The sequence below is a fragment of the Intestinimonas butyriciproducens genome, assembly GCF_016901775.1.
GTDB lineage: Bacteria > Bacillota > Clostridia > Oscillospirales > Butyricicoccaceae > Pseudobutyricicoccus.
The window spans coordinates 55,600-75,306 of record NZ_JACJKW010000001.1; the positions used below are offsets into that span (position 1 = coordinate 55,600).

Consider the following 19,707-nt stretch of genomic DNA (forward strand, 5'->3'; position numbering starts at 1 on the left):
AGCCTTGGGAGTAATTCCCAAGGCTCTTATCCTGTTTAATTTTCTTTCACAAAGCGGCGGATGATCTCACAGGAGCGAACCAGGGCTTCTTCCTCTTCCCGATTCAAAGGAAGCTGCCACACCTCTTCGGCACCGTCCCGGCCTATGACGCACAGGGTGCTGGCAAAGACCCCCTCCTGGCCATACTGGCCGGTGAGAAGGGCCGAGCAGGGCATCACCCGCTTCTCATCCCGCAAAATGGCCCGGGTAATGGCGGCGGCGGCCGAGGCCACGCCAAACTCAGTGGAACCTTTGCCCAGTACGATCTGCCAGCCGGTCTCCACCGTCTCTTTAGCGGCTTTGTTCAGATCGTCCTTTGTGACCTTCCCCGGATGCTGCTCCATCCATTGGGAAAGAGGCTGTCCGCCGATGGTGATCTGGGACAAGGCCGCCACTTGGCTGTCCCCATGCTCGCCCAGCATATAGGCACACACATTCTGGGGGGCCACACCCAGCAAAGCAGCCACTCGCCGGCTGAACCGGGCGGAATCCAGGGCCGTACCGGTGCCCAGCACCCGCAGGCCGGTCATCTCCCACATCTTCTGGGCAATCACATCGCAAGGATTGGAAATGGAGACCACCACTCCCTGAAAGCCGCATTCTTTCAGCCGGGGAGCCACCTCTTCGGTCACTTTCAAAGTGTCGGCCAGCTCCTGCAGCCGGTCCTCCTCGATAGCCGCGCCGCAAGCGGCCATCACCACCACCTGGGCATCTTTCAGATCTTCATAGCTTCCCGCCTTGATCTCCACCGGCCAGGGCAGATGACAGAGGCCGTCCATCAGATCGTCGGCCTGGGCCCGGGCCTTCTTTTCATCGATATCGATGAGCACCACCCGGCGGCAGATCCCCTGAGTCACCAGGCTCATGGCCACATGGCTGCCCACATGACCGGCGCCGATGATCCCCACTGTTTGATTCTCCATGATTTCTCCGTCTCTTCCTTATTATATAATATGTATATTATTATATAATATGTATATTGATATTATATCCGGGTCACCAGCTGAGCCAGCAAAGCCACCCGCTCCAACCAGGCACTGAGCTGCACCTGCTCATGCTGGGCATGGGCGCCCTGGCCCACAGCTCCCAGACCATCCAGGGTGGGAACACCCAGGGCCGAGGTGAAGTTGCCGTCGCTGCCGCCGCCCACAAAGGCCCCTTCCACAGAAAGGCCCATCTCTTCTGCGGTTTTCTGAGCCAGCGCAAACAGCTGCTGATTCTGGGGAGTAAACTCCAGCGCCGGACGGCCGATATCTCCTTCCACTTCCAGAGTGATTCCCTCCCGGCTGGGCTTCAGTCCTTTGATGATGCCATCGATGCGCTGGGCCTCTTCCATGGTCCAGGTGCGCACATCGATCTCCATTTCCGCCTGGGCCGCCACAATATTGGCCCGGGTACCGCCGTGGGTCACGCCCACATTGACGGTGGTTCCCTTTTCCAGATCGGTGAGGCTGTGGAGGAACAGAATGATCCGGGCCGCCTCTTCCAGAGCGCTGACGCCCTTTTCCGGCTCATTGCCCGCATGGGCCGCCCGGCCATGAACGGTGACCACATATTTGCCGGTTCCCTTCCGAGCGGTTTTCAGATTGCCTGTCTGGCCCTGGCTGGGCTCCAGACACAAAGCCGCCGCGCTCTCTTTGGCTTTTTCTTCAATGAGGGCCTGGGAAGTGCCGCTGCCCACCTCTTCATCGGAATTGCACAGCAGGCATAGCCGCTTGTGCAAAGGCAGCTCCAGCTCCTTGCAGATCTTCATAGCCCAGATGGCCGACACCAGTCCGGCCTTCATATCATAGGCCCCCGGACCATAGAGCACATCCCCCTCCTGCTTGAGAGGCAGAGCGTCTTTGTCCCACACGGTATCGAAATGGGCCAGCATCAGAATCTGTTCCTTCTGCTCACCCAGAGTGAAGCTCATATGGTCGCCCCGCTTTTCCTGGGGGTAGATCGTGCCATCGATGCCCACCCGCTCCTTTACCAGTTCCCGGATCTTCTGGCCGCAGGCATCGGCCAGCTCCTTGCAGGTGGTGGGAGACTGTGCCTTGGTCAGCTCCACCAGATCCCCTATGATCTCCTGCCGGTGTGCTTCCACATATTCCTTGATGCGCTTTCCCTGCTCGTCCATAAAAAATACCGACCTTTCCTTTTTTGTTTCATTGTAAACCCCTTGCTCCAAAAAGACAAGACTTTTGACAGGGACGGCGGTATGGGTTACAATACAATGTACAAAGTGACAAAAACATCCTGTGGGGGTATTTTATGCGAACGATCCTTTGGTTTATCTATTTCTGGGCCTATCTGGTGGCTGTGCTGCCCAAGTTCTACCGGTGCAAAAAGCTCACCGCCCAAGGGCGTATCAAAGAAAGCGACGCCATTATGGAAGAAGCCGTGAGGAAATGGGCCCGTCGGCTTTTGAAAGCAGCCGGAGTCAAAGTGGAGATCACCGGCCTTGAGAACATTCCCCAGGGGGCCGTGGTCTATGTGGGCAACCACCAGGGCAATTTTGACATCCCCCTGATGCTGGGCTATCTGCCCAGGCCCTGTGGTGTTCTGGCCAAAAAAGAGCTGGAAAAAGTGCCTTTCATCCGCAGCTGGATGAAATTGCTCCACTGTGTCTTTGTGGACCGGAGCAATCCCCGCAAGGCGGTGGAATCCTTGGGCAAAGCCACCGCTCTTCTGGAAGAAGGGTACAGCATGCTCATCTTCCCCGAAGGCACCCGCAGCCGGGGCGAACAGGTAGGCCCCTTCAAAACCGGCGCTTTCCGGGCGGCCTCCAAGGCCAAAGTGCCCATTGTTCCCCTGTGCATCAGCGGCTCTTACAAGGTGATGGAAGCCCACGGCTTCTGGATTCACCCGGCCACAGTGCGCATCAAATTCCTGCCCCCGGTACACACCGCCCAGTTCAGCCGGGATGAACTGAAAGATCTGGATACCCACATCCGTCAGCTCATCGTGGAAGAAAAAGCGAAAATGTAAGTTTCCATTCTCCTGATCCGAAACACATAAAGGCCTTCTTTTTTGCATATCCATTTCCCATGGAATGCTTCAAAAGGAGGCCTTTTTTTGAAGAAGTTTTGGCAAAAGTCCCGGGGCTATGCAGCCCTGCTCTCCCTTCTTTGCTTTCTGTTCGCTCTGGCCTGGCCTGAACCGGAGTCTCCCTTTCTCCCGGCCAGTGGCCAGGAAGGCGTGGATGTGCCGGTGGTGATGTATCACCATGTGCTGGAAGAGGACAGCAGCCTTTTGGGGGATTATGTGATCTCCCGCCAGGAGCTGGAAAGCGATCTTCAATGGCTGCAAAAGGCGGGCTACACCCCGGTCTCTCCTTCTCAGCTCATCGCCTACGCCGCAGGAGAAGGCGATCTTCCCCAACGCCCCATTCTTCTCACCTTTGACGACGGCTATGAAAGCTTTTTTGCCAATGCCTATCCCCTGCTGCAAAAATACCAGATGCCTGCCGTGGTCAGCGTCATCGGCCGTTATTCCAATCTGTATTCCCAGCCCGATGCCGTCCGCCATTTGAACTATTCCCACCTGGACTGGGAACAGGTGAAGGCCCTTTCCCGATCCCCCTATGTGTCCATCGGCAGCCACAGCTACGATATGCACGACGCCTCGGGTCAGGAAAGCCGTTCAGGGGCCAAAAGGCTATCGGGCGAAACCGACGAACACTACGCCCAGGTCTTTACCGCAGACACCCAGAAGATCCATGAGGCCATCACCGATGTCACAGGAAAAGAACCCACGCTGTACGCCTATCCCTTTGGTTTTTACACCGCCCAAAGCGAAGAAATTTTAAAAAACCTGGGGTATCAGATCACCCTCAGCTGTGAAAGCCGGGTGTCCCGCATTACCCGGGACCCTGCTTCCCTGTTCCTGCTGGGACGCTTCAACCGTCCCCACGGTCTGTCCTCCCAGGATTTTTTTGCCCGGATGCGTCTGGAAGCCACAGAAGGGGCCTGAAACAAAAAACCGGCGGAATTTTTCCGCCGGTTTTTGGATGATTATCGTTTAGACCACCAGGAAGAACTTGAGCAGGAAGAGGATGGCCAGGATATAAGTCAGCACAGTGACCTCTTTGGCCTTACCGCAGCACAGCTTGATGGCGGTATAGGAGATGATGGCGATACCGATACCATGACCGATGGAACCGGTGACAGGCATGAAGATGAGCATCAGCGCCACAGGTACCACCTGGCTGATATCATTCCAGTCGATGTTCTTCAGTCCGCCGATCATCAGCACGCCTACATAGATCAGGGCGGCCGAAGTGGCCGGCGCCGGAATCAGGGCAGCGATGGGGGCGATAAACATGCAAAGCAGGAAGAGCACACCGGTTACCAGGCTGGTCAGACCGGTACGGCCGCCGGCTTCCACGCCGGAAGCCGATTCCACAAAGGTGGTAACGGTGGATGTACCGGTGATGGAACCGGCCAGAGTGCCCACCGCATCGGCCACCAGGGCCTGCTTCATCTGGGGCATTTTGCCATCCTTGTCCAGCATACCCGCCCGGCTGGCGGTGCCAACCAGGGTGCCGATGGTGTCAAACATATCGATCATGCAGAAAGTGATGATGAGCATCACAGCAGTGGCCCAGCCGATCTGGAAGAAGTCGGCGAAGTCAAACTTCATAAAGGTGGTGTGCATCATATCAGCGAAGGGAGGCACAAAAGAAGCGTCCTTCAGGGAAGCAAAGGGAGCAAACCCATCCAGGAAGATGAAGCCGCCCACCCAGTAAACCACAGCGGCCACCAGCATGCCATAGAGCACAGAGCCCTTGATGCCCTTGTGGTTCATGGCCACGATGGCAAACAGGCCCACCAGTGTGGTGACTACATAGAGCACCATGGTGGCATAGCCTTCCTTACCCATGGTGTCCCGGGTAATGGAAGAGGTGAGGTTTGTGAAGAAGGTGCCCAGCATATAGAAGGGGCCGCCATCCTCGGTATAGACACCGGCGTTGGAACCAAAACCGATGTTCATCAGCATCAGGCCGATGCCCGGGGCGATGCCCATACGCACACCCAGAGGAATGGCCTCCACGATCTTTTCCCGCACCCGCAGGAAGGACAGCACCAAAAACAGAATGCCTTCCAGCAGAATGATGCACAGGGCGGCATTATAAGCCCCGGTGTACTCCATCCCGGTCATGACGGCGATGTTGCCCACCACCAGCGCAAAGAAACTGTTCAGACCCATGCCAGGGGCCATGGCAAAAGGCTTGTTGGCCGCAAAGGCCATCACCAGAGTACCGATGCCCGCCGAAAGAACCGTGGCCATAAACACCGCATTCCACAGCTGCTGGCCTCCGTTTGCCCCAAACCCGGTAAGCAGGTTGGGGTTGAGGGCCACAATATAGGCCATGGTCATAAAGGTGGACAGGCCTGCCACGATCTCAGTCCGGACGGTAGTGCCATTTTGCTTCAGCTTAAAAAGCTTTTCCATTTGGCTCATGGGCGAAATACCTCCAAAAAATATTTGGAAAGCCAGCCCATCCGGACAGAGTGGAATGGCTTACCGACTTTAGTCTACAAGAGACCGGAGAAAAAAGCAAGCTGGAATTTTTCATAAAAAATTCACATTTTATTTGCTTTCTTCTCTTTTATTTCCAAAAATTCCGCCTTCTCTTGAGCTTTCCTCCAAAAACCAGTATAATATGCCCGGAGGGAAGGCGCTTGTTCCCCTCTGAAAATCAGTGAAAAGGGGCGTTATCGCCATGCATTATCACACCATGACCATTGCCGGTCTGGAGCGTCAGCTCCCCATCTGTCCGGTGAATGAAAACCTGTCCATCGGGGCCTTTGTCATTTTTGGCGATGCACCCCTGACGGTGGCCTGTGCCAAAGCCTTGCTGGAACGGGCGCCGGAATATGATTACATCATCACCGCCGAAGCCAAAGGAATCCCTCTGGCCCATGAAATGGCACGCCAAAATGGCGATCGCCATTATTTTGTGGCCCGCAAAAAGCCCAAGCTTTATATGACCGGCATTTTTGAGGTGAGTGTCCACTCCATCACCACCCGAGGCAAACAAAGCCTGTATCTGGACACAGCCGATGCCGAAATGATGCGGGGCAAGCGCATTTTGCTGGTGGATGATGTGATTTCCACCGGTCAGTCCCTGGCAGCCACCGAAAGCCTTGTCATCCAGGCCGGCGGCATTGTCTGCGGCCGTATGGCAATCCTGGCCGAAGGGGACGCCCAGAAACGGGAGGACATCATCTATCTGGAAAAGCTTCCCCTGTTTAACCCCGACGGCACGGTGAAAACAGAAGAATAATAGATAAACACAAAAAACCGGCTCCTTCTATGTGAAAAGGAGCCGGTTTTCATTTTTGGCTATAACGATCTCGGGTGTCTTATTCCACCGAAATGATGTAGGAATACACCGGCTGACCGCCTTCGATCACGGTGATTTCTGCGTTCTTTGCTTCCTTGGCGAACATCTCTTTCACCTGCTCAGCCTGCTGTTCATCGGCGCCCTCACCGTAGAAAATGGTGATGAATCCGCTTTTGCGGCTGCACAGATCCCGGGCCAGGCGCCGGGCCACATCTTCAAACCGGGGACTGTTGCTGAGAAGCTTGCCTTCCACCAGGGACATAAAGTCGCCCTGTTTGATGTTCTTGCCATCAAACTCACTGTCCCGGGCGGCATAGGTGATCTGACCGGTGGAGACCTTGCCGGCGGCCTCCATCATGGAAGCCCGGTTCTGCTCCGGCTCGGCGTCCGGATCAAAGGCCAGCATGGCGGTGATGCCCTGGGTGACCATCTTGGTGGGCAGCACATACACCAGCTTTTCCGACAGCTCGGCAGCCTGCTCGGCCGCCATGATGATGTTCTTGTTGTTGGGCAGCACAAAGACGATCTCTGCCGGGGTCTGGTCGATGGCGTTGAGGATATCCTCTGTGGAAGGGTTCATGGTCTGGCCGCCTTCCACCAGGTTGTCAATGCCCAGGTCTTTGAGCACCGAGGAAATGCCTTCGCCCGCTGCCACGCCCACAAAACCGTACTTTCTCTCCGGGGCGGCCACCTGCCGCTTCACTTCGGCGGGAGCCTCATTCTTCCGGTGGAGCTGCTGAACCATGTTTTCGATCTTCACCGTCAGCAGCTGGCCGAACTTCAGTCCCTCGGCCAGAGCCTTGTCCGGCGTATCGGTGTGCACATGGACCTTGACGATCTCATCGTCCTCCACAACCACCACGCAGTCGCCGATGGTCTCCAGGAAACGACGGAATTTATCCACGCTCTTTTTCTGGTCTTCCCGGGCGGCGATAAACTCGGTGCAATAGGCGAAATTGATCTCCCCTTCGTCAAACTGGGAGAAGTCCGCAGCCGCCATCTCCACCTTGGGCTGCTTGGGAGCCAGGAAGGAGAATTTGCTCTTGGGCTTGACCCCGGTCAGGCTGGCATGCATATTTTCCAGAATGAGCACCCAGCCATAGCCGCCGGCATCCACCACACCGGCCTTTTTCAGCACCGGGTTCTGTTCCACCGTGTTTTCCAGCGCTTCCCGGGCCGCTGTGATGGCGGCAGAAAGCACTTCGTCCACTTCTTCATTGCCAGCCGCTTCCTTCAGTGCGCCTTCGGCCGCCAGGCGAGAAACCGTCAAAATGGTGCCTTCGGTGGGCTTCATCACCGCTTTGTAAGCGGTGTTGACCCCTTCCTGCAGCGCCTCGGCAAACTCCTGGGCCGTAGCGCTGCCCAGCTCTTTCAGCCGCTTGCCAAAGCCGCGGAACAGCAAAGATGTGATAACGCCGGAATTGCCCCGAGCGCCCCGAAGAAGGGCAGAAGAAGTCAAATCCACCGCTTTGCCCAGAGTGGGCTTTTCGAACTTCATCAGCTCGGCCGCAGCGGCATTGAGAGTCATGGACATGTTGGTGCCGGTATCGCCATCGGGAACCGGGAACACATTCAGCTCATTGATCTCCTGCTTCTTCTCTTCGATGACGGCAGCGGCTGCCAGCATCATATTCTTGAAATTTTCACCGTCGATAATCTTAACCAAATTCCTACGCCTCCTGTCAATCCACCCGGATGGAATCCACGCAGATCTCGATTTGCCCCACAGGCACTCCCGCCAGGCGCTCCACATTATAGCGCACTTCACTGATGATGGACTGGCACACTGTGGCAATGTTGATGCCGTGATCCACGGCGATGTGGAGCTGCAAGTCGATCTTCCCATCCCGCTCGGCCACCTTGACACCCTTGGTCATGGCCTCCCGCTTGAGCAGATAGACGATGCCGTCCTTTACCGAAGTATGGGTCATACCCTTGACGCCAAAGCAGTTGGTGGCCGCAATGCCTGCAATGGAGGCCACTACTTCCGCCGAAAGCGTCACATTTCCATATTCTGTTGTCAATTTCACATTAGTACCCCCTTATTCAGGTAGAAACACAGCCATGTCACCCATGGATCTCTATGGAAATTCCGGAGCCTTGGGGCTCCCCCATCTGATTCTTGGGCTATTGTATCATATCCCCATGGAAAATGCACGAATATTTTGCTTTTTCCCCTGGGAAGTTCTCATCCCGCCCATTGGTGGAGATTGTAATAGGGGTTGCGGCTGGCACCCACCACCTGATGCATCACATTTTTACCTGTGACCACGCAGCCCCGGCCAAAAGCCATGGGTGCAAAGGGCATTTCCTCCTGGAACACATCATAAAGGGCCTGCTGTGCCTCTTCTTCCTCACCGGGAAGGGCACTTTTCCAGGCTGCGATAGCCTGGGTCAGCGCTTCACTGGCTCCGCCGTAGCACAGGCTTCCGCCCCGCTGCACCATCTGGCTGATGTCAAACCGGCCGTCCAGAATGGTCTCCCCATAATAAAGGTCAAAATCATCCCGGCTCAAAGCCTGCTGAAATTCTTCCTGGGGCAGGGTGCGCACCGTGACCTGGATGCCGCTTCCCACCAGGGACTGGGAGACGATCTCTGCCGCCTGGCTCTTCATTTCGCTGCCTTCCGGCACCAACAGCTCCAAAATCAAATTATTGCCCTCCGGATCGTTATAAATGCCGTCCCCATCGGTATCGGCGTAACCGGCCTGTTTCAAAAGGGCGTCCGGATCCTTTTCCTCCGCCTCAAACTGCTCCAGCTGAGGGGACACCGGCAGGGATGCACCGTCTCCATAGCCGGAAAAGGCCTTCTGCACCAGAAGGCTCCGGTCCAGTGCGGCCGAAATAGCCTGGCGCACCAGAGGATCGGAAAGGGCCCCGCCGTTTTTGTTCATGCCCAGATAGTGAAAATCGGTGGTGGCAAAGGTGGCCACATCGAAATCACCCCGGATAGCGGTATCGGTGGCAAAGGGCTTTTCAAAGCAAACCCCATCAATGACGCCAGACCCCACCACATAGGACAGCTCACTGTCCCGGTACAACGCGGACAAGCGGATGCTCTCCACCCCCACCGCGCCTCCATGCCAGCTGTCATTGCGCAGCAAAGTGACGCTTCCGTCCTGGGACTGGACCATGAACCGTCCGGTGCCCAGAGGATTTTCCTCATCCCCGTCGTTGCGGGGCACCACCGGCGTGGTCAGAAGCCAGGGCAGCTGGGAATCGGGAGTGGCCAGCCGGATGCGCACCATATACCGGCCGCTGTAAGTGCAGGAAGTGATGTTTGCACACCGGAAAGAAAAAAGGGTGCTCTCCCGGGCCTGGTTGATGGAATAAGCCACATCCCGTGCTTGCAGCTCGGTGCCGTCGTGAAAGAGCACCCCTTGCTTGATATAGAAGGTCCACTGGTCGCCATCCACCTCATAGCTCTCGCAGAGGACATTTTCCAGCTGAAAATCCGGTCCAACGGCAAACAGCCCTTCATAAATCAGCGGCAGCAGATAATAATTGTATTCGGTGGTCACCTGAAAGGGATTGAGGGAGTCCGAGGGGTTGTATGCCAGGGCAATGGCGGTTTTCTCACCGGGCACGATGGTCTCTTCTTCCTCTTCCTGCTGCTGAGGAAGGCCCACCGCATCCTGATTCTCCTGGGTTTCCTCCCCCGCTTCGGTGGTGTGGCAGCCGCCGCACAAAAAAGACAAAATCAGCAGCAGCGCCAAAAAAGATCGTCTCATAGGCTTCACCGTTCCAGCGCGATCAGTCCGGCATGAACACCTCTATGGGTACCCTGACGCCGGTGGGACCACCACAGCTTCTCTTCACCGCAGCAGGTACATTCCTCACTGACGGCCACCTGCTCCGCTGGCACTCCCGCCTGGGTCAGGCGCCAGAAATTCAGCCCCTTGGTATCCCAGTGGAATTTGTCCCCCCGCACCTGGCAGAACTGCTCCGCTTCTTTTCCGAAACGGGCCATCAGCAGATCATACACATCCCGATCGGTTTCAAAACAATCCTGGCAGATGGAAGGGCCGATGGCGCACACCAGGTCTTCCGGGTTTGTTCCATACTCCTTTTTCATCAGGGCAATGGTCTTTTCCCCGATGGCCTGGGCCGTGCCCCGCCAGCCGGAATGAACGCAGCCGATGGCATGGTTCCGCCTGTCATAGAACATCAGCAGCTGACAGTCGGCATAAAAACCCATCAGGCAGACCCCGGGCACATTGGTGACAAGGCCATCGCTGGGCTGCTTGTTGTCAAAGCCGATGCGCATCCCCGGCGCCCACCCGCGCACCACATCGATAAAATCGGTGTGCTCCTGACGGGTGCGGACGATATCCTCATAATCACACCCCAGAAGTGCCGCAGCACGCACGCAATTTTCCCGGATGTTTTCCGGGCTGTCACCGGTGTGACGGAAATTCAGGCTTTCAAACTCTCCCCGGCTGACGCCGCCTTGGCGGGTGGTATACAGATGCTGTACGCCGGGGCTTTCCAAAATGGGCGCCGCCCACCGCACCGCCATATCTCCCAGATCTTCCGCGATAAACAGGGACAAAAGGGTCCCTCCTTTCCGGCGGTTTCCCGCCTTTTCCGTGGTTTCCGCTACTGCCTACCGGATGTTCACCCGCTGCACACTCCGGCAGCGGCCGGTTTTTTCATCAATGTCAAAAATCGCTCCCTGCAAAGCGCAGTCCAGGTCACTGGATTCGAATCTGGGCCCCAGTTCTCCCCGGAAATAGGACACCGACTGCTGGTATTTGACGCCGATCACCGACTCCTGGGCTCCGGTCATCCCCAGATCGGTGAGAAAGCCGGTGCCCTGGGGCAAGATCCGTTCATCGGCGGTCTGCACATGGGTGTGCGTTCCCCACACCGCCGACACCCGGCCGTCCAGGAAATAGCCCAGGGCCTTTTTCTCGCTGGTGGCCTCGGCATGGAAGTCCACCAGGAAAATATCGGCTTTCTCCTGTTTCAGCAGCCGGTCCGCCGCTTCAAAGGGATCGCCGGTGCGGAAATCCATATTCAGCCGTCCCAGCAGGTTGATGACGCAAATGTCCACTCCATTGTAATCCACATGGCAAAACCCGCCTCCCGCCAGCTGAGGGGCCAGATTGTGGGGGCGGATGATGGGATCCCCGTCGTCCAGATAATCGCAGATGGAGCGCTGGGCATAGGCATGGTTTCCCAGGGTGATCACATCGGCTCCGGCGTCATAGATCTCCCGTGCCTGCTTGGGAGTGATGCCCCGCATAGAGGCATTTTCCCCGTTGACGACGATGAAATGCACCCCTTCCTGCCGCCGCAGAAGGCGCAGTTTTTTTTCCAGAGTCAAAAGCCCCGGCTGGCCGCACACATCACCGATGGCCGCAATACGCATACTGTTCTCCTTTGCTTTCCAAAAATTCCTTAAAAAGCAGGGAGCCGCCCCAGCAGGACGGCTCTCCTCAGCGGACCCTGGGCCCGCCCCTGTTTTTTCTTATTTTGCCCAGTTTCCTGTGGCCGAAGCCTTCAGATAGGCATTGATGAAGCTGTCCAGATCCCCATCCATCACCGCCTGGATGTTGCCGTTTTCACAGCCGGTGCGGTGATCCTTCACCAGGGTGTAGGGCATGAACACATAGGAGCGGATCTGGCTGCCCCATTCGATCTTTTTCTGCTCGCCCTTGATATCCTCGATTTTGTCCAGGTGCTCCCGCTCTTTGATCTCCATCAGTTTGGACTTGAGCATCCGCATGGCCACTTCCCGGTTCTGGTGCTGGCTGCGCTCGTTCTGGCAGGCCACGATGATGCCGGTGGGAATGTGGGTGATGCGGATGGCCGATTCGGTCTTGTTCACATGCTGACCGCCGGCGCCGCCGGAACGGTAGGTATCCACCTTCAGATCCTCGGGGCGGATGTCGATATCCACATCATCGGTCATTTCGGGCATCACTTCCACCGCCGCGAAGGAGGTGTGCCGCCGGCCCGATGCATCAAAGGGCGAAACCCGCACCAGACGGTGGACGCCCATTTCGCTTTTCAGGTAACCGAAGGCATTCTCCCCTTCGATCAGGATGTCGGCGCTTTTGATGCCTGCTTCTTCTCCGCCGATATAGTCCAGGATCTTATAGCGGAAACCCCGGCGCTCGGCCCAGTGGGTATACATCCGGTACAGCATCCCGGTCCAGTCCTGGGCCTCGGTGCCGCCGGCTCCGGCGTGGAAGGACATGATGGCGTTGTTTTTGTCATATTCCCCTTTGAGCAGGGTGGAAAGCTTTTCTTCCTCCAGCATGGCCTGGAATTTGTCATAATCCTGCTGCACTTCCTGGTAAAGGCTTTCCTCGCCCTCTTCCAGAGCCATATCGATCAGCTCCAGGGTGTCGTTATAAAGGCCCTCCAGCTTTTCATAGCGGGTGGCTTTGTCCTTCAGCTGCTTGATCCGCTGCAGAACCTTCTGGGACTGCTCCGGCTCATCCCAGAAGCCGGGGGCCGAAGTCTTCTGCTCCAGCTCCAAAGCTTCCTTGGCGCCATTCTCCAGATCCAGGGCTCCCCGCAGCTCCATCAGCTCAGGCTTTATATTGATCAAATTGGTACGCAGTTCTTCTAACTGTATCATTCCGATACCTCCCATAAGTACCTACCATTATATATGATTCCCCCGGTTTCTGTCTATATGGTTTTGGATGTGTTTACAGATTTTTCATGCCGGCCCGCCATCACATCCCGGCAAAAGGATGGGACCTGTGGGAGATTCCTTCCAATAATTTTATATCTTGTTTATATCTTTCTTTTCAAAATGTGGTATACTGTGTTAGAATATTCCCGTATGCTCTTATGTTCATACCAGGCGCTGGCGGAAGCCTTCGGCCGGAAAGGACGGCTTATGAAATTTGTTCGCTATGTGGAAAAAGTTCCTGGAGCGCAGCCCGTTTTAGGACTTCTCTCCCAAAATGAAAACTCGGTGCATCCCCTCTCTTCCCTGCTTTCCCGGGACATGCGCACCATGCAGCAGCTGATCGTCTCCCTGAAAGAAGAAGAACTGCCTCTTTTGATGCAGGCAGCCCGATGCGACGGCATTCCCCTTTCCCAGGTGAGTGTCCTGGCCCCCATTGACCGGCCGCTGCACGATATTCTGTGCGTGGGCGTCAACTACCGGGATCACCGGGAGGAAACCAAAACCGATCTTCCCACAGAGGGCGCTTCCCATCACGCCGTCTATTTCGGCAAGCGTGCCCATTTTATTTTAGGAGATGGGGAAAAAATTCCCGCCCGGCTGGATCTGGACAGCCAGCTGGATTATGAAGTGGAGCTGGCGGTCATCATCGGCAAAGAAGGCCGGGACATTTCCCCGGAGCAGGCAGAGGACTACATCTTCGGCTATTCGGTGTTCAACGACCTGTCCTCCCGCACCATCCAGAAGCAGCACAGCCAGTGGCTGCGGGGCAAGAGCCTGGACGGCTATACCGCCATGGGCCCCTGCATCCTCCACAAAAGCGCCCTGTCCTTCCCGGTGGAAGTGGATGTATGCTCTCTGGTCAACGGAGAAATCCGCCAAAATTCCAACACCCGCCTTCTGCTCACTTCCCTGCCCCAGATCATCGCCGATCTGTCCCAGGGCATGACGCTGGAGCCGGGAGATATCATCGCCACCGGCACCCCCGGCGGTGTGGGACTGGGCTTTGATCCTCCCCGGTTTCTGAAAAAAGGGGACAAAGTGGAGTGCCGCATTCCGCCCATCGGCAGCCTGTGCAACACAGTGGAAGAATCCCCGGCCCAGGGCCGAAATCATATTATCAGAGAAGTTTGTAGGTGAAACCCAATGGCAAATGCATTTCTCAAAAAGCTCTTTGGCGACTCCAGCACCCGGGAGCTGAAAAAGATTCAACCCAAAGTCCAGGCGGTGGAAGCGCTGGAGCAGGAATACGCCGCCCTCAGCGATCAGGAGCTGAAAAACAAAACCCGTGAGTTCAAAGACCGGTACCAGAAAGGCGAAAGCCTGGACGATCTTCTGCCGGAAGCCTTTGCCGCCTGCCGGGAAGCCGCCTGGCGCGTGCTGGGGATGAAACCCTACCGGGTGCAGATCATCGGCGGCATCGTGCTCCATCAGGGGCGTATCGCCGAAATGAAGACCGGCGAAGGCAAAACCCTGGTGGCCACCATGCCCGCTTACCTCAACGCCCTCACCGGGCGGGGTGTGCACATCGTCACCGTCAACGATTACCTGGCCAAGCGCGACAGCGACTGGATGGGCAAGGTCTACCGGTTCATGGGCCTGACCTGCGGCACCATCCTTCACGACATGAGCAGCCAGGAGCGGCGGGAGGCCTATGCCTGCGATATCACATACGGCACCAACAACGAGCTGGGCTTTGACTATCTGCGGGATAACATGGCCATCTACAAGCGGGACATGGTCCAGCGGGGCCATGTGTTCGCCATCGTGGATGAGGTGGACTCCATCCTCATCGACGAAGCCCGTACGCCGCTGATCATTTCCGGCCAGGGAGACAAGAGCACTGACCTTTACAAGCAGGCCGACTCCTTTGTCCGCACCCTCACCCCTCTGAAGGTCATCGAGGTGGACGCCAAGGAGAGCCAGGACGACATCCAGGCCGACTATATCATCGACGAAAAAGGCAAAACCGCCACCATCACCCCCCGGGGCGTGACCAAGGCGGAAAAATATTTCAATGTGGAAAACCTCACCGATCCGGAAAACACCACTCTGATGCACCACATCAACCAGGCCATCAAGGCCCACGGCTGCATGCACCAGGATGTGGACTATGTGGTGCGGGACGGCCAGATCGTCATTGTGGACGAGTTCACCGGCCGTCTCATGTTCGGCCGCCGGTATAACGAGGGCCTGCACCAGGCCATCGAAGCCAAAGAAGGGGTGACGGTGCTGCGGGAAAGCAAAACCCTGGCCACCATCACCTTCCAGAATTTCTTCCGTCTGTACGAAAAGCTCTCCGGCATGACGGGCACCGCCCTCACCGAAGAGGACGAATTCCGGGAGATCTACAAGCTGGATGTGATCGAGATCCCCACAAACCGTCCTCTGGCCCGGAAGGATCTGCCCGACGCTGTCTACAAAACCGAGCAGGGCAAGTTCCGCGCCGTCATCCGGAAAATCGTGGAGTGCCACGAAAAAGGCCAGCCTGTGCTGGTGGGCACCATCTCCATCGAAAAATCCGAAGAGCTGAGCCGTCTTTTGAAAAGAGAGGGCATCAAGCACCAGGTGCTCAACGCCAAATACCATGAAAAAGAAGCGGCCATTGTGGCCCAGGCCGGCAAGCCCTATGCTGTCACCATCGCCACCAATATGGCCGGCCGTGGTACCGACATCATGCTGGGCGGCAACCCGGAAGCCATGGCCCGGGAAGATCTGGTGAAAGCCCAGATCCCCGAAGAGGTCATCAGCGAGGCCACTGGCTATGCCGACACCCAGGACGAAGAGGTGCTTCAGGCCCGGGCCCAATACGCCCAGTCCCTGGAAAAGCACAAGGCAGCTACCCAGAAAGACGCCGAAATCGTCCGTCAGGCAGGCGGCCTGTGCATCCTTGGCACCGAGCGCCACGAATCCCGGCGTATCGACAACCAGCTGCGGGGCCGTTCCGGCCGTCAGGGAGACCCGGGCGAAAGCCGGTTCTATATTTCCCTGGAAGACGATCTGATGCGTCTCTTCGGCTCCGACCGGCTCACCGGCATGCTGGATAAATTGGGCCTGGACGAAGACACCCCCATCGATCAGAAATTCCTGTCCAATGCCATTGAATCGGCCCAGAGCAAGGTGGAAGGCCGGAACTTCCAGTCCCGGAAATACACCCTGGAATACGATGATGTGATGAACCGTCAGAGAGAGATCATCTACGACCAGCGGCGCAAGGTGCTGGACGGAGAGGATCTGAAAGGCAATATCCTGTCCATGATCGACGATTCCATCGCCCGCTCGGTGGCCCGGGTGGCCGGAGAGCACAAGTATCTGGACACCTGGCAGGCCGAAGAGCTGGTGAAGCGGTGGGAGAAGATCTTCCTGGCTCCCGGCGAACTGCAGTACACCCGGGAAGAGCTGGATAGACTGTCTCCCCAGGACATTCAGGAGCAGCTGGAGGAAAAGGCCCACGCCTTCTACGCAAAGAAGGAAGCCGACCTGGGCAGCGATGTGATGCGGGAACTGGAACGGGTGGTTCTGCTGAAAGTGGTGGACACCCACTGGATGGATCACATCGACGCCATGCACGAGCTGCGCCGGGGTATTGGCCTGCAGGCCTATGCCCAGCACGATCCCATTGTGGAATACAAGCGCCAGGGCTTTGATATGTTCGATGAGATGATCAATGAGATCAAGGACGATACCGCCCGGATGATCTTCATTGCCCGGATCATGGGTCAGTCCGCGCCCCAGCGGGAACAGCTGATGAAGCCCACCGCCACCTCCGGCGACGGCACTCTGACCCGCCAGCCGGTGCGCAAAAACAAAAAGCCCGGCCGCAACGATCCCTGCCCCTGCGGCAGCGGTCTGAAGTACAAAAAATGCTGCGGTAAAAATGACTGATCTCAAAAGGACCGGCTAAGGCCGGTCCTTTTTCTTCCCTTTGTGTTTTTAATGTGATAAAATGAAGTTGATCGATCCATCTGCGGAAAGGAGGAGTTTTTATGGCATTTTCCGAAAAACCAAAAAAGGCCCTTTTCCCTTTGGTTCTTCTTTTTGTTCTGACCGCCGCCCTTTTGTTTTTCTTCCGTCCCTGCACCTTCGATCTGTCCCAGGCCCATACCCTTGTCATCCAATCAGGCACCACCGGCGAAAAAGTGGAAATCACAAATCCTCAAAAAATCGCCCGGATAGCCGACCAATTTGTTTCCCTGCGCTTTTACCGCAAAACAAAAGCTCATTCTGATGGCTGGAGTTACTCCCTTTCCTGGTATGATGCCCAGGGCAATGAGCAAGGCTCTCTCACCATTCTCAGCCCTGGTGAAGCCCTTTGGAAAGATCACTATTACACTGTTCGAGGGGGCGTTGTGGACACCGGTTTACTGGAAGAATGGATGGAAATAAACTGAAAGGACTGCCTTCCGGCAGTCCTTTTTATTGTTTTCCCAGTTTTTCCAAAATCACATGAGCAGTCTCTTCCGGCGTAAGCCGAGAGGTGTCCAGATGTTCTCCCCGCAGGCCGGGGTAATGCCTTCGCCGCTCCAAGGCTCGCTCCACCACATCTTCCTCCCGTGCGCCCCGGGCGATATCTCCCTGGAGCCGCTCTGTCAGGGCCTGTTCCCCCGGTTCCAGATTGAACACATGGAGGGAAAACCGAAGGGGAAAGAGCCTGTGGAGCAAATCTTCCAAAATGGCGTCCTCGTGGAGGACCCAGGAAAAAAGCACATTGTCTTTCCCTTCCGCCCGGAGAAACTGGCCCAGGAGAAAGGCGATGTTTTCCATCACCATCTCCCGCATGGCTTCATCGGCGGTAAAGGGCTCCATCTCCCAGCACCAGTCCCCATCCAGCCAGAAGGCTGGCTGCAAATAGGGCAGCAGCACCTGGCACAAGGTGGTTTTCCCCGCCCCCATAGGCCCCCGCACCACGATCAGCCGCTTCATTTGGCAATGGGGGCCGTCTTTCCCCCGCAGAGGCGCAGCAGATCCTCGGGATGCACTTCCACCTGAAAACCGATCTTCCCGGCGCTGACGATGATGGTTTCACATTCCTTGCAGCTTTCATCCACCACGGTGGGGTATGGCCGCTTCATCCCCAAAGGACTGCATCCGCCCCGGATATAGCCGGTGACCTTCTGGAGATCCTTTACATGGATCATCTCCACCGATTTGCACCCGGCGGCCCGGGCGGCAGCTTTCAAGTCAAGTTCACCGGTACAGGGCACCACAAAAACCCGGTGTTCTCCATCGTGGCCCTTTGTCACCAGGGTCTTGAAGAGGCACCGTGGGTCCACTCCCAGCGCCTTTGCCACCGACTGGCCGTCCAGCGCTTCCCCGTGGCTTTCATAGGTGTGCATTTTGTAAGAGACCCCGGCGCTGTCCAGGATACGGCTCACATTGGTCTTGATGGGCGACGGCATGAAAACTCCTCCCTTTTTTGCAAACAGAAAAGGGAAAGGCGGTTCTTCCCGCCTTTCCCCCTGCATATCGGTGCTTATTTTTCGTTGAAATAGTCCAGCAGGCCCACAAAGGCTTTGATGCCGGTAGCCATGACGGCCTCGTCAAAGTCGAATTTGTTGTTGTGCAGGGAAGGTACATCCCCCAGGCCCAGCCAGCCGAACACGCCGGGATACCGGGCTTCGTACTCGGAAAAGTCCTCGGCAATCATGGTCTTTTCCGCTTCCAGCAGAGTGATGCCCGCCTTTTCCATGGCCTTTTTGTAGTCCTCATACAGAGCGGGATCGTTGTTCACCGGAGGATAGCCCTCGGTGAGATAAACTTCGGTCTTGGTGCCGAACTCCTTGTCCACATCGGCGGCGATCTCGTGGATGCGGCGCACCATAAAGTTGAACACATCCAGGGAGAAAGCACGCACGCTGCCCAGGATGACTGCCTTTTCGCAGACGATGTTCAGGGCATCCCCTGCGTCCATCTTGCCCACATGAAGCAGATACTCGGCATCGGGAGCCATTTCCTTTTTCTTCACCTGATACAGCCGGGAAATGATCTCCGAGGCGGCGGTCAGGGCATCGATGCCCAGGTCAGGCCGGGCGCAGTGGGCGCTCTTGCCATGGACGGTGATGGTCATTTCCGAAGTCTTGGCCATCATGGGGCCGGGACGGCTGCCGATGGCGTTCTTCTCCAGCTTGGGCCACACATGCAGACCGAACACCTTGCTCACATGATGCTTGTCCAGCGCGCCGCTCTCGCAGATCACTTTGGCGCCGCCGATGCTCTCTTCGGCCGGCTGGAAGATCACCAGCACATTGAATTTATACTTCTTGTGGTTTTCCTCCAGATAGTCGCACAGGGCCAGCATCATGGCCATGTGGGCATCGTGGCCGCAGGCGTGCATGCAGCCGTTCTGGCTGGCAAAGGGAAGGCCGGTCTCCTCTTTGATGGACAGTGCGTCCATATCGCCCCGGAAGGCAATGGTATCTTCTGCACCATTGTCAAAAAAGGCGGTGTAACCAGTGCCGCAGACCTTCTCCACCTGGCAGTGGAGCTTGGCCAGATGAGCCCCTACATATTCACTGGTTTTGAATTCCTGACGGGCAACTTCGGGGATCTGATGCAGATCCCGGCGATATTGAATATAATTTTCCATAGGTATAACCTCCATTGTGCCGCTTGTGCGGCGATTGGGAAATTCCTCCCCAGGTCAATTATATCCTATCCCGCTTAAATCGCAAGAGCCGGCACTGTCT

The 19,707-nt window shown here is 56.6% G+C and carries 18 protein-coding genes; 6 read left to right on the forward strand and 12 right to left on the reverse strand.

The window, feature by feature from the left end; genetic code table 11:
* Positions 1-35 precede the first annotated feature (35 nt).
* Both H6A25_RS00335 and H6A25_RS00340 read right to left on the reverse strand, forming a co-directional pair.
* Entirely contained in the window at positions 36-962 is a 927-nt protein-coding gene (locus H6A25_RS00335; protein ID WP_204750038.1) for an L-lactate dehydrogenase, read from the reverse strand.
* Between the two features lie 62 nt (positions 963-1,024).
* Entirely contained in the window at positions 1,025-2,161 is a 1,137-nt protein-coding gene (locus H6A25_RS00340; RefSeq protein ID WP_204750039.1) for a M20 family metallopeptidase, read from the reverse strand.
* Between the two features lie 134 nt (positions 2,162-2,295).
* Here H6A25_RS00340 and H6A25_RS00345 point away from each other — a divergent pair, with 134 nt between their 5' ends.
* Positions 2,296-3,012, forward strand: a complete 717-nt coding sequence (locus tag H6A25_RS00345) for a lysophospholipid acyltransferase family protein (protein WP_204750040.1) — start codon at positions 2,296-2,298, stop codon at positions 3,010-3,012.
* Positions 3,013-3,099: 87 nt separating this feature from the next.
* Positions 3,100-3,996, forward strand: coding sequence for a polysaccharide deacetylase family protein (locus tag H6A25_RS00350; protein WP_204750041.1), 897 nt, complete (start codon positions 3,100-3,102; stop codon positions 3,994-3,996).
* Between the two features lie 48 nt (positions 3,997-4,044).
* On the opposite strand, the gene H6A25_RS00355 is transcribed toward H6A25_RS00350, so the two are convergent.
* On the reverse strand, positions 4,045-5,487 hold the full coding sequence (locus H6A25_RS00355) for an NCS2 family permease (protein ID WP_243423105.1): 1,443 nt from the start codon (positions 5,485-5,487) through the stop codon (positions 4,045-4,047).
* Between the two features lie 262 nt (positions 5,488-5,749).
* Between H6A25_RS00355 and H6A25_RS00360 the strand changes: the two genes are divergently transcribed.
* Positions 5,750-6,313: a phosphoribosyltransferase family protein gene (locus H6A25_RS00360; RefSeq protein ID WP_204750042.1), complete on the forward strand. Its 564-nt coding sequence runs from the start codon at positions 5,750-5,752 to the stop codon at positions 6,311-6,313.
* A 79-nt stretch (positions 6,314-6,392) separates the two neighbouring features.
* On the opposite strand, the gene H6A25_RS00365 is transcribed toward H6A25_RS00360, so the two are convergent.
* The 6 genes from H6A25_RS00365 to prfB all read right to left on the reverse strand — a co-directional run bounded on the left by H6A25_RS00365 (position 6,393) and on the right by prfB (position 12,964).
* Positions 6,393-8,039, reverse strand: a complete 1,647-nt coding sequence (locus H6A25_RS00365; protein ID WP_345941560.1) for a DAK2 domain-containing protein — start codon at positions 8,037-8,039, stop codon at positions 6,393-6,395.
* Positions 8,040-8,055: 16 nt separating this feature from the next.
* Entirely contained in the window at positions 8,056-8,403 is a 348-nt protein-coding gene (locus tag H6A25_RS00370) for an Asp23/Gls24 family envelope stress response protein (protein ID WP_118428469.1), read from the reverse strand.
* A 158-nt stretch (positions 8,404-8,561) separates the two neighbouring features.
* Complete coding sequence (locus tag H6A25_RS00375) at positions 8,562-10,103, reverse strand: ABC transporter substrate-binding protein (protein WP_204750044.1); 1,542 nt, start codon at positions 10,101-10,103, stop codon at positions 8,562-8,564.
* A gap of 5 nt (positions 10,104-10,108) precedes the next feature.
* Positions 10,109-10,924, reverse strand: a complete 816-nt coding sequence (gene pgeF, locus H6A25_RS00380; protein WP_204750045.1) for a peptidoglycan editing factor PgeF — start codon at positions 10,922-10,924, stop codon at positions 10,109-10,111.
* Between the two features lie 54 nt (positions 10,925-10,978).
* A complete protein-coding gene (locus H6A25_RS00385; protein ID WP_204750046.1) occupies positions 10,979-11,746 on the reverse strand; it encodes a TIGR00282 family metallophosphoesterase in 768 nt (255 codons plus the stop codon).
* Positions 11,747-11,845: 99 nt separating this feature from the next.
* Positions 11,846-12,964, reverse strand: a complete 1,119-nt coding sequence (gene prfB / locus H6A25_RS00390) for a peptide chain release factor 2 (RefSeq protein WP_204750047.1) — start codon at positions 12,962-12,964, stop codon at positions 11,846-11,848.
* 267 nt (positions 12,965-13,231) lie between these two features.
* Here prfB and H6A25_RS00395 point away from each other — a divergent pair, with 267 nt between their 5' ends.
* The 3 genes from H6A25_RS00395 to H6A25_RS00405 all read left to right on the forward strand — a co-directional run bounded on the left by H6A25_RS00395 (position 13,232) and on the right by H6A25_RS00405 (position 17,412).
* Positions 13,232-14,161, forward strand: coding sequence for a fumarylacetoacetate hydrolase family protein (locus H6A25_RS00395; protein WP_204750048.1), 930 nt, complete (start codon positions 13,232-13,234; stop codon positions 14,159-14,161).
* Between the two features lie 6 nt (positions 14,162-14,167).
* Complete coding sequence (gene secA, locus H6A25_RS00400; RefSeq protein ID WP_204750049.1) at positions 14,168-16,906, forward strand: preprotein translocase subunit SecA; 2,739 nt, start codon at positions 14,168-14,170, stop codon at positions 16,904-16,906.
* A gap of 101 nt (positions 16,907-17,007) precedes the next feature.
* Positions 17,008-17,412 carry a hypothetical protein gene (locus tag H6A25_RS00405; RefSeq protein ID WP_118747529.1) on the forward strand — a complete coding sequence of 135 codons (405 nt, stop codon included), beginning with the start codon at positions 17,008-17,010 and terminating at the stop codon, positions 17,410-17,412.
* 25 nt (positions 17,413-17,437) lie between these two features.
* On the opposite strand, the gene H6A25_RS00410 is transcribed toward H6A25_RS00405, so the two are convergent.
* From H6A25_RS00410 to H6A25_RS00420, 3 genes are all read right to left on the reverse strand, one after another.
* Positions 17,438-17,944: an AAA family ATPase gene (locus tag H6A25_RS00410; protein WP_204750050.1), complete on the reverse strand. Its 507-nt coding sequence runs from the start codon at positions 17,942-17,944 to the stop codon at positions 17,438-17,440.
* Complete coding sequence (ybaK, locus tag H6A25_RS00415; RefSeq protein WP_204750051.1) at positions 17,941-18,420, reverse strand: Cys-tRNA(Pro) deacylase; 480 nt, start codon at positions 18,418-18,420, stop codon at positions 17,941-17,943. The genes H6A25_RS00410 and ybaK overlap by 4 nt, the downstream gene beginning before the upstream one ends.
* A 74-nt stretch (positions 18,421-18,494) precedes the next feature.
* Complete coding sequence (locus tag H6A25_RS00420) at positions 18,495-19,607, reverse strand: M20 metallopeptidase family protein (RefSeq protein ID WP_204750052.1); 1,113 nt, start codon at positions 19,605-19,607, stop codon at positions 18,495-18,497.
* Positions 19,608-19,707: the final 100 nt, after the last annotated feature.

Bases quoted from the DNA above. Each gene is read 5' to 3' on its own strand.
- H6A25_RS00335 (WP_204750038.1), bottom strand. From the start codon at position 962: ATGGAGAATCAAACAGTGGGGATCATCGGCGCCGGTCATGTGGGCAGC.
- H6A25_RS00340 (WP_204750039.1), bottom strand. From the start codon at position 2,161: ATGGACGAGCAGGGAAAGCGCATCAAGGAATATGTGGAAGCACACCGG.
- H6A25_RS00345 (WP_204750040.1), top strand. From the start codon at position 2,296: ATGCGAACGATCCTTTGGTTTATCTATTTCTGGGCCTATCTGGTGGCT.
- H6A25_RS00355 (WP_243423105.1), bottom strand. From the start codon at position 5,487: ATGAGCCAAATGGAAAAGCTTTTTAAGCTGAAGCAAAATGGCACTACC.
- H6A25_RS00360 (WP_204750042.1), top strand. From the start codon at position 5,750: ATGCATTATCACACCATGACCATTGCCGGTCTGGAGCGTCAGCTCCCC.
- H6A25_RS00375 (WP_204750044.1), bottom strand. From the start codon at position 10,103: ATGAGACGATCTTTTTTGGCGCTGCTGCTGATTTTGTCTTTTTTGTGC.
- H6A25_RS00385 (WP_204750046.1), bottom strand. From the start codon at position 11,746: ATGCGTATTGCGGCCATCGGTGATGTGTGCGGCCAGCCGGGGCTTTTG.
- prfB (WP_204750047.1), bottom strand. From the start codon at position 12,964: ATGATACAGTTAGAAGAACTGCGTACCAATTTGATCAATATAAAGCCT.
- H6A25_RS00395 (WP_204750048.1), top strand. From the start codon at position 13,232: ATGAAATTTGTTCGCTATGTGGAAAAAGTTCCTGGAGCGCAGCCCGTT.
- secA (WP_204750049.1), top strand. From the start codon at position 14,168: ATGGCAAATGCATTTCTCAAAAAGCTCTTTGGCGACTCCAGCACCCGG.
- H6A25_RS00405 (WP_118747529.1), top strand. From the start codon at position 17,008: ATGGCATTTTCCGAAAAACCAAAAAAGGCCCTTTTCCCTTTGGTTCTT.
- H6A25_RS00410 (WP_204750050.1), bottom strand. From the start codon at position 17,944: ATGAAGCGGCTGATCGTGGTGCGGGGGCCTATGGGGGCGGGGAAAACC.
- ybaK (WP_204750051.1), bottom strand. From the start codon at position 18,420: ATGCCGTCGCCCATCAAGACCAATGTGAGCCGTATCCTGGACAGCGCC.
- H6A25_RS00420 (WP_204750052.1), bottom strand. From the start codon at position 19,607: ATGGAAAATTATATTCAATATCGCCGGGATCTGCATCAGATCCCCGAA.